Source organism: Streptomyces sp. NPDC085481 (assembly GCF_044541845.1).
In the GTDB taxonomy this organism is placed as follows: domain Bacteria; phylum Actinomycetota; class Actinomycetes; order Streptomycetales; family Streptomycetaceae; genus Streptomyces.
Genome location: NZ_JBITTJ010000001.1, coordinates 974,638 through 990,894 on the forward strand (window position 1 = coordinate 974,638; position 16,257 = coordinate 990,894).

Sequence of the window (16,257 nt, forward strand, 5' to 3'; positions counted from 1 at the left end):
TCGTACGCCGAGGAGCCGTATCACCATGGCCAACTTCTCCAAGCCGACCGGGCCGCAGTTCTCGGTGGACGTCTACCAGAACGAGTACCTGCCCGAGGGCGGGCGGGACGTCAGCGCGATCGTCACCGTCACCTCGACCGGCGGCGGCACCGCCGGCGGCGCGGTCCTGCCGGCCTCCGGCGGCTCCGCGGCCGTCGTCCTGATGCTCGACTGCTCCGGATCGATGGACTACCCGGCGACCAAGATGCGCGGAGCGCGCGAGGCGACGGCCGCCGCGATCGACACCCTGCGCGACGGCACCTCCTTCGCCGTCGTCGCGGGGACGCACGTGGCGAAGGAGGTCTACCCGGGCGGGGGCCGGCTCGCCGTCGCCGACGCCCGCACCCGCGCCCAGGCCAAGGACGCGCTGCGCGCCCTGAGCGCGGGCGGCGGTACGGCCATCGGCACCTGGCTGCGGCTCGCCGACCGGCTGCTGTCCTCCGCCGACGTATCGATCCGGCACGGCATCCTGCTCACGGACGGGCGCAACGAGCACGAGGCGCCCGAGGAGCTGCGGGCCGCGCTCGACGACTGCGCCGGCCGGTTCACCTGCGACGCGCGCGGGGTGGGCACCGACTGGGAGGTCAAGGAGGTCACCGGCATCGCCTCGGCGCTGCTCGGCACGGCCGACATCGTCGCCGATCCGGCGGGCCTCGCCGCGGACTTCACGACGATGATGGAGCACGCCATGGGCAAGGAGCTCGCGGACGTCGCGCTGCGCCTGTGGACCCCGGTGGGCGTGGAGATCTCCTTCGTGAAGCAGGTGGCCCCGACCGTCGACGACCTGACCGGCCGTCGCACCGATGCGGGACCGCGCGCCGGGGACTACCCGACCGGATCCTGGGGAGACGAGTCCCGCGACTACCACGTGTCCGTCCGGGTCCCGCAGGCCGCGATCGGGCAGGAGATGCTGGCCGCCCGGGTCTCGCTGATCGTCCCCGACCCGGCGGGCGGCACGCCGACGACGCTGTCCCAGGGGCTGGTACGCGCGGTGTGGACGGACGACATGGCGATGTCCACCTCGATCAATCCGCAGGTCGCCCACTACACCGGGCAGGCCGAGCTGGCGGACGCCATCCAGCAGGGCCTGGACGCGCGCAAGTCGGGCGACAGGGACGGCGCGACGGCCAAACTCGGGCGCGCGGTGCAGCTCGCCGCCGCCTCCGGCAACGCCGATACCGCGAAACTCCTTTCGAAGGTGGTGGACGTGGTCGACGCGGCGACGGGTACTGTGCGTTTGAAGGCGAAGGTCGCGGAAGCGGACGAGATGACTCTCGAGACCCGCTCCACCAAAACCGTTCGCGTGAAGAAATGAGCGAGAGAGGGGGAAGCACCGACATGCCGACCTGCCCGAACGGACACCAGTCGGTCTCCGACGACTGGTGCGAGGTCTGCGGCCACCGCATGGCGGCCGGGGCGGGTGCGCCGACGGGTGCCGTACCGCCGCCTCCCCCGCCGCCGCCCGCGTACGGATATCCCGGCCCGGGTGGTCCCGGCCAGATGGGCGGCCCCGTGCCGCCGCCGGCCGCTCCCGGCGGCTTCGGCCCCGGCGGTGACCCGAACGCGACCGCCCAGGCCGAGCTCTGCCCGCAGTGCCGGACGCCGCGCGAGCACATGGCGCCGTTCTGCGAGGAGTGCCGCTGGAACTTCCTCACCAACACGGCGACCTCGTACACGCCGATCGCGCCGCCCCCGCAGCAGGGCCAGCAGCAGGGCCCGCCGCCCGGGCTCAACCTGCCGCCGGGCTTCCAGTCGCCGCCGAGCCCGCCGCAGCCGCAGCACCCGGACCCGTACGAGTACCAGGGCTCGCGCCCCTCGCAGGTGAACCGTCCGGCCGAGCCGCTGGGCGCCGACCCGACGCACCACCAGGCCCCGCCGCAGCGCCCGCCGATGGCCCCGCCCCACCAGGCGCCGCCGCCGCACCAGGCCCCGCCGCAGCAGCAGGCCTTCCACGAGCAGCCGCCGCACCAGCAACAGCCGCACCAGCAGCCCCAGGCCCCGCAGGCGTTCCACCAGGCACCCCACTCGCCCGCACCCCAGCCGCCCGCGCCGCCCCAGCCCGTACCGCCGCAGCCGCGAGCCGACGACGACTGGATGATCTCGCCGCCGTCGCAGCCGCAGCCCCCGGCGCCCATGGCCGCCCCCGGGCAGCAGGCTCCTCCGCAGCAGTACCAGCAGCCGGGCCCGCCCGTCGGCTGGAGCGCGGTGATCGGCCCGGACCGCGAGTACTTCATGGCGATGATGCACCGCAGCGGCCCGGAGGCCTCGGGTCTCAACCTGCCCGCGTACTCCCCCGAGCAGCGCATCCAGCTCCAGGGCAACCAGATCAGCATCGGCCGCCGCCGGCGCTCCACCGGCGAGTCGCCCGACATCGACCTGTCGGTGCCGCCGGAGGACCCGGGCGTCTCGCACCAGCACGCGGTGCTCGTGCAGCAGCCGGACGGCTCGTGGGCGGTGGTGGACCAGAACTCCACCAACGGCACCACGATCAACGGCGCCCCCGACCCGATCCAGCCCTATGTGCCGGTGCAGCTCCAGGACGGCGACCGGGTGCACGTCGGCGCCTGGACGACGATCACCGTCCGACGGGGTTAGGGCCTGCCCGGCCTGATCCGTCGGACAGGCCCCAGGTCCCGGCACCGGCAGCTCACAGGTCCGGCAGTGGCCAGGCGTAGGGCCCCTCGGGGTCGTCCAGCCAGGCCCACTGCCGGCCGCCGCTCACCGTCACCCCGAAGCGCTCCCGCTCCGGCCGCCGCTCCCGCTGCCAGAGCGCGAGCGCTTCGCGCGTCTCCAGGCCCCCCGCCGCCAGCGTGGAGAGGAACTGGAAGCGCTCGTCGTCGTACACCCGCCTGGGCAGCCCGGCCGCGCGCCGCAGCGGGGGCCGGGCGCTGCCGCCGCGCAGGGCGACGAAGTACGCCGAGGTGGCCAGGAAGCGCCCCTCCGCATGCCCCCGGTCGTCCACCCGCAGCAGGATCAGGCCGGTGGAGAGCGGCGTGAGGACGAGCGCGCCGGGCCGGCACTGGTCGAGCCAGGAGTACGGGATCGAGGGCACCGCGCAGGTGGCCACGATCCGGTCGTACGGAGCGCGCTCGGGGCAGCCGCGGGCGCCGTCCCGGGCGAGCACGGCGGGCCGGTATCCGGCGGTGGCGAGGTGGGCGCGGGCGGACTCGGCGATCTCCTCGTCCAGGTCGACGGTGGTGACGTGCGCGTCTCCGAGGCGGTGGCAGAGCAGGGCCGCGTTGTAGCCGGTGCCGGCGCCGATCTCCAGGACGTCGTGGCCGTCGCGGAGGTCGAGGGCTTCGAGCATCTGCGCCATGAGGGAGGGCTGGCTCGCTGAGGAGACCAGCTCGCCGTCCTTGACCCGGGTGGCGAGGGCGGTGTCCCGGTAGGCGCCGCGCAGCCAGCGGGTGCGGCGCACGGGGTCGGGGTCGCCGTACCAGAGGCGCTCGTAGCCGCCGGCACCGGAGACGTAGTAGGAGGGGACGAAGAGGTGGCGCGGGACCTGGTCGAAGGCGGCCCGCCAGGCGGGGTCGCGCAGGACCCCGTACGCGTCGATCTCGCGCACGAGGGCCCGCCGCGCCCGTTCCGCCTCATCGCGCTCTGCATCCATGGCTCCACTGTCCTGCGCACCCCCCGTTTCCGGCCACCGCTCGCGGGGTCCGGCCGCGGGAGGTCCTAAGCCCCCGGTCCTCCGCCGGGTCATCTGAGACGATGGAACGGTGAACGAGATTCCGCGCGGCACGCTTCAGGAGCAGACCTTCTACGAGCAGGTGGGTGGCGAGGAGACCTTCCGGCGCCTGGTCCGCCGCTTCTACCAGGGGGTCGCGGAGGACCCGCTGCTGCGGCCGATGTACCCGGAGGAGGACCTGGGACCGGCGGAGGAGCGCCTGGTGCTGTTCCTCATCCAGTACTGGGGCGGCCCCCGCACGTACAGCGACCACCGCGGCCACCCCCGGCTGCGGATGCGGCACGCCCCGTTCACGGTCGACCGGGCGGCGCACGACGCGTGGCTGCGGCACATGCGGGACGCGGTGGACGAGCTGGGGCTCGCACCGGAGCACGAGAAGGAGCTGTGGCGGTATCTGGCCTACGCGGCCGCCTCGATGATCAACACGGCGGACTGATCGCCCGTCCGTCCGCGGACGGACGCATTCCGGTGAGTGGACCCCAAATATCGGTCACGATCGGATCAAGGTGAGACCGAAAGCGGTTACCGAATCCGATGCCCTCTGAAACCATCCGATGAACGTTCGAAAGTGAACGATCACGGGGTTTTCAGGGGGACGGGTGACGGGCTTCGTACTACTGCGCGTCAGGGCACACCGGCTGCTGCTCACCGCAGCCCTGCTCGCCGTCCTGCTCACCACCTCGGTGCTCGCCACCCTCGCCGCCTTCTCCGGCTCCATCGGCGACGCCGCGCTCCAGGGCACCCTCCAGGGCCGCTCCGCGCCCGCCGCCGCCCTGGTCGTCAGCGGCCAGGTCCCCGCCGACAAGCGGGCGAGCGCCGACGCGGCCGCCCGCGAGGGGGCCCGCAAGACCTTCGCCGGTCTGCCCGTGACCGTACGGAAGCTGGAGCGCTCCGGCCCGTACGCGCTGCCCCGCGGCCTCCAGGCCCCCGCCGCCCGCGCCGGCGACCCCGACCTCACCGACTTCGCCGCGCTCGACCGCTCACGCCTCTCCCTGGTCAGCGGCGCCTGGCCGAAGGCGACCGGCCCCCGGGAAGCGGTCGAGGCCGCCTTCCCCGAGGAGGCCGCCAAGCGCCTGAAGATCACCCCCGGCGCGGTCCTCGACCTCGCCGACCGGCTCGGCGGGAAGCCCGTCAAGGCCCGGATCACCGGCGTCTACCGGCCTATGGACAGCGCCGATCTCTACTGGCAGCTCGACCCGGCCGGTGGCCGCGGCGTCAGGACGGTCGTCTTCACCACCTACGGCCCGCTGCTCGCCGACCCGGCCGTGCTCGCCTCGGGGCGGCTCACCACCGGTGAGACCTCCTGGCTCGGCGCCGCCGACTACACCGGCGTCACGACCGGCCGGATGGACGCCCTGCGCGCCGCCGCGACCGAGGGCCCCAGGGCGCTGGCCGCCGACACCGCCGGCTTCGGCACCACCGTCAACGCCTACACCTCGCTGCCCACCGTCCTGGACCAGACCGACCGGGCGCTCCTCGTCTCCCGCTCCACCCTGTCGATCGTGGCCGTGCAGCTCGTGCTGCTCGCCGCGTACGCCCTGCTGCTCGTCGCCCGGCTGCTCAGCTCCGAGCGGTCGGGGGAGACCGAACTGCTGCGCGCCCGCGGCGGTTCCCGTCGCCGGATCGCCGGGCTCGCCGCCGCCGAGGCGCTGCTCCTGGCCGTGCCCGCCGCCGTCGCAGCCCCGCTGCTGGCCGGCCCGCTGACCCGGCTCTTCGCGGACCGGTCCGCGCTCGACGCGCTCGGCCCCGGCCTCGACGCCACTCCCCCGCCCACCGTGTGGCTGGTCGCCGCCGCGGTCGCCCTGTGCTGCGCGGCCGCCGTCGTGGCACCCGCGCTCGCGTCCGGTGACGGCGCCATGGTGTCGCTGCGCAAGGGCAGGGCGGCGACGCTGCCCGCTCCCGTACGTGCCGGGGCCGACATCGGCCTGCTCCTCATCGCGGGCGTCGCCTACTGGCAGCTCGACCGGCAGACCGGCGAGGGCGCGGGCGGCGGGGCGATCGCGGGCGACCGCTCCGGCGCCCTCGGCATCGACCCGCTACTGGTCGCCGCGCCCGCCCTCGCCCTGCTCGCCGGCACCGTCCTGACGCTGCGGCTGCTGCCGCCCGCCGCCAAGCTGGCGGAGCGGCGCGCGGCCGGCGGGCGCGGGCTGCCGGCGGCGCTCGCGGGCTGGCAGTTCAGCCGCCGCCCGCTGCGCGGCGCGGGCCCGGTGCTGCTGCTCGTGCTCGCCGTAGCGATGGGCATGCTGGCGATCGGGCAGAGCGACTCCTGGGACCGCTCGCAGCGCGACCAGGCCGACTTCCGTACGGGCGCGACGGTACGGGTGCTCGGTGCGGGCCCCGGCGACCGGGCGCAGACCGACCGGCTCGCGGCCGTGCCCGGGGTCCGTGCGGCGGCGCCCGTGCACCGCGCCAGCACCGACGTCGCGGGCCGGACGGCGGCCGTCCTCGCCGTGGACACCCGGCGGGCCGCCGAGGGCATGCTCTTCCGCCCCGACCTCGCGAACGGCTCCCCCGCCGCCCGTCTCGAAGCCATCGCCCCGAAGCCCGGCCGGCACTCCGCACCGGTCCCCCGGATCCCTGCCGTCGCGACCGACGCGTACCTGGCGGCGGCAGGCGCCGAGAAGGGCGACGCCGTCGCGGTCATGATCGGGGGCTTCACCCTCGACGTGACCATCGCCGAGGTCGTACGGGAGCTGCCGACCACCGGGCCGGGCGCCGTGTCGGTCTCGGCGACCGCCCCCGCGGCCACCCCGCAGGACGGCGGCGCGCTCCTCGTCGACCTCGACACCGCCAACCGCTCCCTCTCGGCCAGGCCGAACGCGAGCCTTGCGCCCACCGAATGGTGGCTGACCACCGAGCCCGGCCGGGCCGCCGCCGTGGCCGAGACCCTCCGCGCCCGCCCCGACGCCGACCCCGCCCAGGTGCTCGTACGGGACGAGGCGGCCGCCGAGCTGCTCGGCGACCCGCTCGGCGCGGGCCCCAACTCCGCTCTGATGGCGGTCGCGGCGGCCGCTGCCGCACTCGCCGCGGTCGGCTTCGCGGTCAGCTCGGCCGGTTCGACGCGCGAGCGGTCGGCCGAGTTCGGGGTGCTGCGGGCGCTCGGCGCACCGCGCCGCCAGCTCGCCCGGCTGATCGCCGCCGAACAGGGGCTGCTCGTCGGCATCGGACTGCTGGTCGGCGTCCTCATCGGCACCGTCCTGACCCGGGCGGTCGTCCCGCTCGTCGTGCTGACCGGCCGGGCCGAGCGTCCCGTCCCCGCCGTCCTGGTCGAACTCCCCCTCGGCCACGTGGCGTTGCTGCTCGCCGGGGTCGCCGTCCTGCCGCTGCTCATCGTCGCCGCGATCGCGCTGCGCCGCACCGACCCGGCCGTCACCCTGCGCACCCAGGGGGACCACTGATGCCGTCGGCCACCCCTGCCCCCGGAAAGGCGAACGCCATGCCCCGCAAGCCCGCCCGTGCCGTGGCCCCCTGGGTGCGCACCCGGCTGCGGACCGCCCCGGGCGCGGCGGCCGCGTTCGGGCTGCTCGTCCTGGTGACGGCGTTCCTGGCGGCGGCGCTGCCGCGGTCCGTCGACACGTACGAGACGGAGGGCCTGCGGCACGCCGTCGCCTCGGCCGAGCCGCGCAACACCGCGCTCGTCGTGACCACCCCACTCGACTCCAGCGACACCCTGGCCCAGCGCGCCGCCCAGCTCCGCCCGGGGGGCCTGGACCGCGCCCGCGGCCGCCTGACGGGCCTGCTCCCACAGCCGCTGCGCACCGTCCCGGAGGACTCCGTCCACGGGGTGCGCACCGTGCAGCGCCTCCAGGGCCTGGACGCCTGGCTGCCCAAGCCGTACGGCGAGGCGCCCGAGTTCGTGCTCGCCGCGCCCTCCGGGCTGACCGCCCACTCGATCCTGAAGACCGGCCGCGCCGCGCGCGCCGGAGCGGACGGGGCCCTTGAGGCCGTGGTGACGACAGAGACCGCGAAGTCGCTCCGGCTGAAGGTCGGTTCGGTCGTCCACGTGCCGGGCAGCGACGGCGAGCCCGAGGGCGTGACCGTCACCGGGATCGTCGAGCCGCGCGACCCCGAGCGCGCCTACTGGGCCGTGCAGCCACTGCTTCGCACCCCCGCCTTCGCCCTGAAGCCCGGCTCGGCCGACCCCGTCTACTACTGGCAGGCCGCCCTGCTCCTGCCGCCCGCCGCCGCACCCGGGCTGCTCGGCACCACCGGGGAGCCCGAGCTGTACTGGCAGTTCGCGACCACCGCCGAACACCTCACCGCCCAGGACGCCGACCGGCTGAGCGCCGCGCTCGACTCGGCGACCAGCGGACCCGACCTGGTGCGGCTGCGCGGCGAACTCGGCCCGAACGGCGCCTTCGAGACCAGCCTCGACGACGTCGTCGACGGCTATCGCGGCATGCGGGACGCCATCGCCCCCGTCGTCGCCGTCGCCGCCTTCGGCATCGGCGCGGTCGCCGCCGTCGTCCTCGCCATGACCGGCGGCCTGTTCACCGCCCGCCGCCACGCCGAACTGGCCCTGCTGCGCTCGCGCGGCGGCTCCCTGCCCGGCATCGGCGGCCGGCTGCTCGGCGAGACCGCCGTGGTCGCCGTGCCCGCCGCCGCACTCGGCCTGCTGCTCGCCCGGTTCGCCGTCGGCGGCGACGGTGGCGGCGCCGACAGCGGCGCCCGGATGCTGCCCGCGCTCCTGGCCGCCGCGGGCGTCGCCCTGATCGCCTCCCTGGTCCTCCCGCTGCGCGCGGTCGTCCGGCACCGCCGCCCGCTGCTGCACGGCGGGCGCGAGGACCTCGTCTCCGCCCGCCCCTCGCGCCGCCGTACGGTCGCCGAACTCACCCTGCTCGCCCTCGCGGTGGGCGCCGTCACCGCGCTGCGCCGCCGCGGCACCGGCGACGCGGGCGACTACCTGGTGAGCGCGGCGCCGGTGCTCGTCGGACTGATCGCCGCGCTCGTCCTCGTACGCCTGTATCCGCTGCCGCTGCGCTGGGCGGCCCGGCCCGCGCGCCGGCTGCGGGGCGCGGTCGGCTATCTGTCGCTGGCGCGCGCCGGGCGCTCCTCGGCGACCGGCACCCTGCCCCTGCTCGCGCTCCTGGTGGCGCTGACCACCGCCGCGTTCGGCGGCTCCGTGCTGGCCGGGGTCGCCGACGCCCGCGACCGGGCGGCGCTGCTCACGACCGGCGCCGACGCCAGGGTCACCGGGCCCCTGGAGTGGACCCCGCTCGCGCCGGGCGTCGCCGAGGCGGTGCGCGGCACGGCGGGGGTACGGGAGGTGGCGCCCGTACAGATCGAGTACGGGGTGTCGCTGCCCTCGTACCAGGGCACCTCGGCCCAGGGCATGAGCGCGCCGCTGATCGGCGTCGACCCCGCCTCGTACACCCGGCTCGCGGCCAGCACCGGCTTCGGCGCCTTCCCCGCCGGGCTCCTGAGGTCCACCGGCACGGGCGGACCCGCCTCCGTCGGCAGGACCAGCCGGGTCGTCCCGGTGATCGCCTCGCCCGAGGTCGCCGAGCGGCTCGGCGACAAGCCGCTGGAGATCGTCGCGGCCGCCGGCGTGTTCCAGGTGAAGGTGGTCGCCGTACGCGCCACCACCCCGGCCCTGCCCGGCAAGGACTTCCTGCTGGTCAACGCCGCCGACCTGACCCACCACACGGACACCGCGCTCCTGGTCTCCGGCGCATCCCTCGACGGCGGGGCGCTGCGCGCCGCGGTGACGGCGAAGGCCAAGGACTCCCGGGTACGGCTGCGCAGCGAACAGCGGGCCACCTACGTGGACTCGCCGATGCAGACCGGCGCGGAGCGGATCTACCTCACCGCCATCGGCGCGGGCGCGGGCTACGCCGTCCTCGCCGTACTGCTCTCGCTGCTCCAGACCGCCCCCGAGCGGACCACGCTGCTCGCCAGGCTGCGCACCATGGGCCTGACCCGGCGGCAGGGCCGGCGCCTGCTCGGCCTCGAGGCGCTGCCGCAGGCGGTCCTCGCGGCGGCGGGCGGTGCGCTGGTCGGCTGGGCGACGATCCTGCTGCTCTCGCCGGGCGTGGACCTGGCCCGGCTCGCGCTCGCGGCCGAGCCGGGCGAGGCGACGGACGTGGGCGCGGCGCTGCGGGCGGACGTCTGGTCGCTCGGCCTTCCGGCTGCCGGCGTGGTGGTGCTCGCGGGCCTGGCGGCGGCGGTGCAGGCGTGGTGGGCGGCGCGCAAGGGCTCGATCAAGGAACTCAGGGCAGGAGACGCACGATGACGACGACCTCGGGAACTCCTACGGCCACCCTCGAGGAGCTGGAGCGGCGGGCGACGGCACACCGCGACCGGCCCTCGTACGGTCATGACGCGCTCATCGCCTGCGACCGTCTGGTCCGGATCTTCACCACCGACGGGGTGGAGGTGCAGGCGCTTCAGGGCCTCGATCTCCTCGTGAAGGAGGGCGAGTTGATGGCCCTGGTCGGCGCCTCGGGCTCGGGCAAGTCGACCCTGATGAACATCCTCGCCGGCCTCGACGTGCCCACCGCCGGGGCGGCGAAGGTCGCGGGCTGCGATCTGCTCGCCATGGACGGCAAGGCCCGGCTGCGCTACCGCCGCGAGGTCGTCGGCTTCGTCTGGCAGCAGACCTCGCGCAACCTCCTGCCGTATCTGACGGCAGTGCAGAACGTCGCCCTGCCCATGCAGTTGAAGGGCCGGGCGAAGAAGAAGGCGCAGCGCGCGAACGAGCTGCTCGCGATGCTCGGCATCGCCGAGATCCGCGACCGGCGCCCGCACCAGCTCTCCGGCGGCCAGCAGCAGCGGGTGGCCATCGCGGTCGCCCTCGCCAACGACCCGTCCGTGCTGCTCGCCGACGAGCCGACCGGCGAGCTGGACTCGGCCACCGGGGAGCAGGTCTTCGCCGCGTTCCGGCGGGCCAACGAGGAGCTGGGCACCACGATCGTGATCGTCACCCACGACCAGGCCGTCGCCTCCGAGGTCCGCCGTACGGTCGCCATCCGCGACGGCCGCACCTCGTCGGAGGTGCTGCGCCGCACGGAGATCGACGCGGAGGGCCAGGAGTCGCTGGTGGCCCGGGAGTACGCGATGCTCGACCGGGCCGGCCGGCTCCAGCTGCCCGCGGAGTACACCGAGGCGCTCGGCATGGAGCACCGGGTGGCGCTCGAACTGGAGCAGGACCACATCGGGGTCTGGCCGGACGACGCGGAACGCTGACGAAACCGTACGGACGCCCGGGCGCGTCCCCCTACCCGGGGGGGTGACTCATGGGAATGGCCCTGTCGTACCCGGGAAAGGTCCCGTCGCTGCTCGGCGCGGTGCTCGTCCCCGCCGCCGCCGGCCTGCTGCTGCACCTGTGGGCGGGCTGGAGCATGCACAGCCCCGTACGGATCCCGACCCTGTTCGCGGTCCTCGTCGGCCTCGTCCTGACCGCCGCGGCCCTGGGCGCGCACAACGCGCTCTTCCGGGAGGGCGGGAGCGTCCTCGCGGCGGTGCTGCTCGTGGCGGGCCTGGCCGCGGTGTGGGTGGAAGCGCGGGACTCCGCGGTCCGCGGTGCAGTCGTCGAGTGCGTCGTCGTGGGCAGGGTGAAGGTGACCGAGCACCCGGCCTTCGGCGAGGGCGCGCCGGCGGCCAAGACCCTGTACCACCACACGCTGACCTGCCCGGGCGGCTATCCGTCGGAGTTCTCGGCCGAGCAGAAGGCCGGCGACGCGGGCAGCCCGGTGCGCATCGCGTACGACCCCGCGCATCGCATGGACCCGGTCCTGGCGAGCGACAACGTCTCCCGCGGGTCCCTGGTGATCCCGTCGGTCCTGCTGTTCCTGTGCGCGGCGCTCTCGGTGCTGGCGGTCGCGGCGGAGGGCACGGAACAGCGGATCTGGTGACGCGCCTTTGGCGACGCGCCTTGCTGATGCGCTTGTGGCGACGCGACTTGCTGACGCGCCTGAGGCGACGCGCCTTGCTGACGCGCCTGAGGCGACGCGCCTTTAGCGGACGCCGCCCGGGGCGACGCTCAGCGACATCGGGACGCTGCGCAGGGCGATCGAGCCGTACGGGGTGCGCAGCCGCAGCCAGGGGCCGGCGGCGAGCAGGCCCACCGGCAGCTCCTGGTCGGGCAGGAAGCCGAGCGACTGGGCCGCGTGGACGGCGCGCAGCGGCAGCCCGGTCGGGGCGAGCGTCCGGGACCAGATCTCGCGGCCGATGCGGTCGCGCTCGGCGCGGGTGCGCCGGTCCTCGGGCAGTGCCTCGTCGCGGCTGCGGAACTCGGCGACCGCCGCGCCGACCGCGGCACGCAGTTCGGCGGCGGACTGCAGCCCGGCGACCGGCTCCCAGCCGCCGCGGGGCGGCAGGACGCCGGCCCAGGGCGGGCCGGTGACGGAGCCGGGGACGACCGCCTTGCCCGCCCCCTCCTCGATGCCTTCGAGGAACTCACCGGCCGACACGGTCACGTCCAGGTCGACCGCGTCGACGAGACGCGCCGTGCGGATCGCCAGCACCTCGAACGACGGCGGGCGCCCGAACACGGCGAGCGCGCCCCCGCCGGCCTGGAGGCGGACGGCGGCGGCGCGGTCGTAGTGCAGCAGCCGGCGCAGGAAGGCGGCGAGGCCCGCCGCCTCCCTGGCGTCGGAGAAGTGCAGCGGCGCTATGGCGGTCATGCTGCGGACGTCATCCCGTCGTCGACGTACTCCTGGAGGAACGACCGCTCCTCCTCGGTGATCCGACGCGGGCGCTGCTCCTCGAGGTCGAAGGGCACGACGACCGTCTTCGCCCGTACGTACGTGACCTCGGGGTCCTTGATCTCGTACGCGATCGTGAGCGAGGCCGCGCCGATCTTCGTGACCCAGGACTCGATGGTCACCGGCGCGTGCCGGTGGACCAGCGGCCTGAGGTAGTCGATCTCGTGCCGGGCCACGACGGACCCGCCGGAGAACGACGGGCTCCCGTTCCCCGGCGCGAGCCGGAACATGAAGTCGATCCGCGCCTCTTCCAGATACCGCAGGAAGACCACGTTGTTGACGTGCCCGAAGGCGTCCATGTCCGACCAGCGCAGGGGGCAGGGGTAGATGTGCCTCATGAAGCTCTCAGCCTCGGGTCAGCTTCTTGTAGGTGGCACGGTGCGGACGGGTGGCGTCCGGGCCGAGCCGCTCGACCTTGTTCTTCTCGTACGACTCGAAGTTGCCCTCGAACCAGAACCACTTGGACTCGCCCTCGTACGCCAGGATGTGGGTGGCGACTCGGTCGAGGAACCAGCGGTCGTGGGAGACGACCACGGCCGCACCGGGGAACTCGAGCAGCGCGTTCTCCAGCGAACCCAGGGTCTCGACGTCGAGGTCGTTGGTGGGCTCGTCGAGGAGCAGCAGGTTGCCGCCCTGCTTGAGGGTGAGCGCGAGGTTCAGGCGGTTGCGCTCACCGCCGGAGAGGACACCGGCCGGCTTCTGCTGGTCCGGCCCCTTGAAGCCGAACGCGGAGACGTACGCCCGCGAGGGCATCTCGACCTGGCCGACGTTGATGTAGTCCAGCTCGTCGGAGACGACGGCCCACAGCGTCTTCTTGGGGTCGATGTTGGCGCGGCCCTGGTCGACGTAGGAGATCTTGACGGTCTCGCCGACCTTGATCTCGCCGGAGTCCGGCTGCTCCAGGCCCTGGATCATCTTGAACAGCGTGGTCTTGCCGGCGCCGTTCGGACCGATGATGCCGACGATTCCGTTGCGCGGCAGCGTGAAGGACAGGTCGTCGATGAGGACCTTGTCACCGAAGGCCTTGGAGAGGTTGGACACCTCGACGACGATCGAGCCCAGGCGCGGGCCCGGCGGAATCTGGATCTCCTCGAAGTCCAGCTTGCGCATCTTGTCGGCCTCGGCCGCCATCTCCTCGTAGCGAGCGAGACGGGCCTTGGACTTGGCCTGACGGCCCTTGGCGTTGGAGCGGACCCACTCCAGCTCTTCCTTGAGGCGCTTGGCGCGCTTCTCGTCCTTCTTGCCCTCGACCTTGAGGCGCTCGGCCTTCTTCTCCAGGTAGGTGGAGTAGTTGCCCTCGTAGGGGTGGGCGCGGCCGCGGTCGAGCTCCAGGATCCACTCGGCGACGTTGTCGAGGAAGTACCGGTCGTGGGTCACGGCCACGACGGCACCCTTGTACTGGGCCAGGTGCTGCTCCAGCCAGTTCACCGACTCGGCGTCGAGGTGGTTGGTGGGCTCGTCGAGGAGCAGCAGGTCGGGGGCCTCGAGCAGCAGCTTGCAGAGCGCGACGCGGCGCTTCTCGCCACCGGAGAGGGTGGTCACGGGCCAGTCGCCGGGCGGGCAGCCGAGCGCGTCCATGGCCTGCTCGAGCTGGGCGTCGAGGTCCCACGCGTTGGCGTGGTCCAGGTCGTCCTGGAGCTTGCCCATCTCCTCCATGAGCTCGTCGGTGTAGTTCGTCGCCATTTCCTCGGCGATCGCGTTGAACCGGTCGAGCTTGCCCTTGATCTCCGCGACGCCGTCCTCGACGTTCTGCTGGACGGTCTTGGACTCGTCGAGCTTGGGCTCCTGCATGAGGATGCCGACGCTGTAACCGGGCGACAGGAACGCGTCACCGTTGGACGGCTGCTCAAGGCCCGCCATGATCTTGAGGACGGTGGACTTGCCGGCACCGTTCGGGCCGACCACACCGATCTTCGCCCCGGGCAGGAAGTTCAGGAAGACATCGTCAAGGATCACCTTGTCACCGTGCGCCTTGCGCGTCTTGCGCATGGTGTAGATGTACTCAGCCAAGAGAAACCGTCCGGCAGATCGATGGTGGGCAGATACACCCCATCTTGCCTGACCGCCACCCCCGGGGGCGAACCAGTACCCCGGCGCCCCGCTGACCTGCGACGTCCCGGAACGCTTCGGTAGCCGACGGGTCACCGTCGGTGGTGTGGGCGCAGCGGAACGGCCCCGCCGCGCTGAGCGCGACGGGGCCGTTCAGGGGTTCAGCCGGGGGTTACTGGCCGGCCGGCTTCTTCTTGCGGAGGAAGAAGACCGCGCCGCCGCCGATCACGACGAGCGCCGCGGCGATGCCGGCGATCATCGGGGTGGCGCTGGAGCCACCGGTCTCGGCGAGGTCGCCACCACCGGTGGTCGAACCGGTGGTGCCACCCGTGGCCGGGGTCGGGGACGGCGAGGGGTTCTGGCTCGGCGGCGTCGGGCCGGGGGTGGCCGTCTTGCAGTCGAGGACGCCCTCGATGACCTTCTCGAAGCCGTTCGGGCCCGTGATGGTGAACTTGTAGGCCTCGTCCTCGGCGACCGGGACGGTGAAGGTCTCGGACTTGCCCGGGGCGATGGTGTGCTTCTCGCCCTTCAGCTCGAAGGTCCAGGCCTCGTCACCCTTGTTGGAAGCGGTGATGTCCACGCCACCCTTGGCGCAGTTCTTCTCGGCCGTGACGGCCGGAACCGCACCCTGCTTGGCCCAGGTGGCCGTCGCCTTGGCGGAGACGGTGGACGTGCTGGTGCCCGCCAGGATGAGGGTCTGGCTCTTGACCTTCTTGGCGACGAAGGCGCGGCCGATCGGGACGGTGGTGTCGCCCTGGACGGTCACCTCGGCGCTGCCGTCGGCGGTGCCGGCGGGAACGTCGACGTAGATCTTGCTCTCGCCCTTGGAGACGGAGGAGATCACCTTGCCGTCCTTGTCGACGACCTGCACGCCGGCCGGCGCGCCGGGGGCGAGCTTGACCGCGGCGGAGTCGGCGTTGGTGTCGACCGTGATCGGGCCGAGGCGCTCACCGGCCTTGCCGGCGACGGAGGTCGGCGACAGGCTGAGGGAGGCCTTCGGCTCCTCCAGGTTCTGCGCGTTCTTCTCCAGGTAGTCCGTCAGCTTCTCGGCGCCCTTGTCGACGGGCGTGGCCTCGATCTTGTCGGAGAAGTGCCAGATGGCGGCCTGGGTGGCGGCGGCCGCGGTCTGCTTGGTGAGCTTCTCGGCGCCGGCCTTCTTGGCCAGGTCGTCGAGGTCGTTCACCTGCGGGTAGGAGTTCTGCAGGATCCAGCGGATCTTGCCCGCGTTCGGGTTGTCGTGCAGGGACGACTGGTCCCAGCCGACCTCTCCGTACTCCTGGCCCTTGATGGCGCCGGTGTGGAAGTCGATGCAGTAGGTCTGGATGGACCCACCGGACTTGACGTCCATCTCGAAGAGACCGGCGTTGACCTGCCAGCCCTTGTCCTTGATCGTGACCTTGTCGTAGATCTTGAGGTCACCGAGCGTGGCGCTGGCGCCGCCGGTGCCGTCGTCGGCCATCGCCGGAGCGGCCAGGCCTATCGAACCCGCCGCGACGAGGCCGGAGACCAGGGTCGCGGCGGCAAGGCGGGCAGCGCCGCGCCTCTGAACAGAAAACATGGATTTCCCCTCCGGGCAGGCTGCTCCGCGTCGCCGTTCGATACGCGTGGGGGGAGCACCCGCCAGCAGACTCACTGACCCACTGGAAGCAAGCGCCTCATGAGTACCCGGGAATCCTAGGGACGGGGAAGCCCCGCGTGTCCCGCCGTACGGTCTGATAACCATTCCGACTCGAAATCGTTATCAGCGGCGGAAGTTGAGCACGAAACCGCTGGTCA

General features: G+C 73.6%; 12 protein-coding genes. 7 read left to right on the top strand and 5 right to left on the bottom strand.

Features of this window, described 5'->3' with window-relative positions:
- Positions 1 to 25: 25 nt before the first annotated feature.
- Entirely contained in the window at positions 26 to 1,354 is a 1,329-nt protein-coding gene (locus ACIGEZ_RS04510; protein ID WP_399825542.1) for a VWA domain-containing protein, read from the top strand.
- Positions 1,355 to 1,377: 23 nt separating this feature from the next.
- Positions 1,378 to 2,634 (top strand): FHA domain-containing protein, encoded by a 1,257-nt coding sequence (locus tag ACIGEZ_RS04515; protein WP_399825545.1) that lies wholly within the window; start codon positions 1,378 to 1,380, stop codon positions 2,632 to 2,634.
- 52 nt (positions 2,635 to 2,686) lie between these two features.
- Here ACIGEZ_RS04515 and ACIGEZ_RS04520 read toward each other — a convergent pair whose 3' ends face one another.
- Positions 2,687 to 3,649, bottom strand: a complete 963-nt coding sequence (locus ACIGEZ_RS04520; RefSeq protein WP_399825548.1) for a methyltransferase domain-containing protein — start codon at positions 3,647 to 3,649, stop codon at positions 2,687 to 2,689.
- Between the two features lie 109 nt (positions 3,650 to 3,758).
- Between ACIGEZ_RS04520 and ACIGEZ_RS04525 the strand changes: the two genes are divergently transcribed.
- From ACIGEZ_RS04525 to ACIGEZ_RS04545, 5 genes are all read left to right on the top strand, one after another.
- Positions 3,759 to 4,163, top strand: coding sequence for a globin (locus tag ACIGEZ_RS04525; RefSeq protein WP_399825550.1), 405 nt, complete (start codon positions 3,759 to 3,761; stop codon positions 4,161 to 4,163).
- A gap of 163 nt (positions 4,164 to 4,326) precedes the next feature.
- Positions 4,327 to 7,125 (top strand): ABC transporter permease, encoded by a 2,799-nt coding sequence (locus ACIGEZ_RS04530; RefSeq protein ID WP_399825553.1) that lies wholly within the window; start codon positions 4,327 to 4,329, stop codon positions 7,123 to 7,125.
- 38 nt (positions 7,126 to 7,163) lie between these two features.
- Positions 7,164 to 9,959 carry an FtsX-like permease family protein gene (locus ACIGEZ_RS04535; protein ID WP_399825555.1) on the top strand — a complete coding sequence of 932 codons (2,796 nt, stop codon included), beginning with the start codon at positions 7,164 to 7,166 and terminating at the stop codon, positions 9,957 to 9,959.
- Entirely contained in the window at positions 9,956 to 10,912 is a 957-nt protein-coding gene (locus ACIGEZ_RS04540) for an ABC transporter ATP-binding protein (protein ID WP_399825557.1), read from the top strand. Before ACIGEZ_RS04535 ends, ACIGEZ_RS04540 begins: the two co-directional genes overlap by 4 nt.
- Positions 10,913 to 10,962: 50 nt before the next feature.
- Positions 10,963 to 11,580: a hypothetical protein gene (locus ACIGEZ_RS04545; RefSeq protein WP_399825559.1), complete on the top strand. Its 618-nt coding sequence runs from the start codon at positions 10,963 to 10,965 to the stop codon at positions 11,578 to 11,580.
- A 102-nt stretch (positions 11,581 to 11,682) separates the two neighbouring features.
- Here the strand turns inward: ACIGEZ_RS04545 and ACIGEZ_RS04550 are convergent, their stop codons facing one another.
- The 4 genes from ACIGEZ_RS04550 to ACIGEZ_RS04565 form a co-directional block, all read right to left on the bottom strand.
- Complete coding sequence (locus ACIGEZ_RS04550) at positions 11,683 to 12,351, bottom strand: hypothetical protein (RefSeq protein ID WP_399825561.1); 669 nt, start codon at positions 12,349 to 12,351, stop codon at positions 11,683 to 11,685.
- The gene (locus ACIGEZ_RS04555) at positions 12,348 to 12,770 is read right to left on the bottom strand and encodes an acyl-CoA thioesterase (protein ID WP_399825564.1); all 423 of its coding nucleotides are present in this window, start codon (positions 12,768 to 12,770) and stop codon (positions 12,348 to 12,350) included. The genes ACIGEZ_RS04550 and ACIGEZ_RS04555 overlap by 4 nt, the downstream gene beginning before the upstream one ends.
- 7 nt (positions 12,771 to 12,777) lie before the next feature.
- Positions 12,778 to 14,442 carry an energy-dependent translational throttle protein EttA gene (ettA, locus tag ACIGEZ_RS04560; RefSeq protein ID WP_399825567.1) on the bottom strand — a complete coding sequence of 555 codons (1,665 nt, stop codon included), beginning with the start codon at positions 14,440 to 14,442 and terminating at the stop codon, positions 12,778 to 12,780.
- A gap of 211 nt (positions 14,443 to 14,653) precedes the next feature.
- The gene (locus ACIGEZ_RS04565) at positions 14,654 to 16,039 is read right to left on the bottom strand and encodes a Cys-Gln thioester bond-forming surface protein (protein WP_399825569.1); all 1,386 of its coding nucleotides are present in this window, start codon (positions 16,037 to 16,039) and stop codon (positions 14,654 to 14,656) included.
- Positions 16,040 to 16,257 lie beyond the last annotated feature (218 nt).